Here is a 1,199-nt window from a genome sequence, read left to right as displayed (position 1 = left end):
GGGCAGGGGAATCGCATGTGAGCGTTCTCTGTAAGGCATTGCGAATTGGGCAGAAATCGATTCTGAAGGTGGCTCCTGAGTTGGAAGGAGCGGCCGATGGATCGATTCTCGGAGTGCTTCGAAGATCTGCCCGACCCGCGGGCGGACAATGCGCTGCATGATCTGACAGAGCTTTTGTTCATTGCGCTGATGGCGACGTTGTGCGGAGCGACGAGTTGCACAGACATGGCGCTGTTTGCACGGCTGAAGGCCTATCTTTGGCAGGACGTGCTGGTGCTCAAGCATGGGCTGCCGAGCCACGACACGTTCAGTCGTGTGTTCCGCATGCTCGATCCAAAGGCGTTCGAGACGGCGTTCCGGCGCTTTATGGAAGCCTTCGCCGAAGGCGCGAAGATCGCACGGCCGCAAGGCGTGATCGCCCTGGATGGCAAGGCGCTGCGGCGTGGCTACGAGCGCGGCAAAAGCCACATGCCGCCGGTCATGGTGACGGCGTGGGCGGCTCAGACACGCATGGCACTGGCCAATGTTCTGGCGCCGAACAACAACGAAGCCGCCGGTGCCTTGCAATTGCTCGAACTTCTGCAACTCAAGGGGTGCATCGTGACGGCCGATGCGCTGCACTGTCATCGCGAAATGGCCAAGCAGATCGTGGCGCGGGGCGGCGATTACGTGCTGGCGGTCAAGGACAACCAACCCGCTCTGCTGGCCGACGCCAAGGCGGCGATTGCTGCAGCGGCGCGCAAGGGCAAGAAGCCGGTTACGACCACCGATGCAGACCATGGGCGCAAGGAAAAGCGCAGTGCGCTTGTCGTGCCGGTCAAGGACATGGAGAAGACGCACAACTTCCCTGGCCTCACAGCCGTCGCGCGGATCCGCAGCAAGCGCGGCAAGGATAAAACCGTCGAGCGCTACTTCCTGATGAGCCAAAATTACAGCCGCACGGAGGTTCTGCGCATCGTTCGCACCCATTGGACCATCGAAAATGGCCTGCACTGGCCGCTCGACGTCATCCTCGACGAGGATCTGGCCCGCAACCGCAAAGACAACGGCCCGGCCAACCTTGCCGTACTCAGAAGACTTGCCCTCAACGTGGCCAGGGCTCACCCTGACACCACCATCTCCTTGCGCCTCAAGCTCAAGCGCGCCGGGTGGAACGATGCCTTTCTTTTTGAGCTCCTCGGCCACATGCGATAGCCCTG

1 protein-coding gene is annotated in these 1,199 nt (G+C 61.4%); it reads left to right on the top strand.

The genetic code is table 11. The annotated features are described in order from the left end of the window. Positions 1–96 precede the first annotated feature (96 nt). Positions 97–1,194, top strand: a complete 1,098-nt coding sequence (locus IVB01_RS19085; RefSeq protein WP_247275788.1) for an ISAs1 family transposase — start codon at positions 97–99, stop codon at positions 1,192–1,194. Positions 1,195–1,199 lie beyond the last annotated feature (5 nt).

This window comes from Bradyrhizobium sp. 164, from assembly GCF_023073715.1.
In the GTDB taxonomy this organism is placed as follows: domain Bacteria; phylum Pseudomonadota; class Alphaproteobacteria; order Rhizobiales; family Xanthobacteraceae; genus Bradyrhizobium.
The sequence above is the reverse complement of the archived record's forward strand: the minus strand, read 5'-3'. Positions and strand labels throughout refer to the sequence as shown.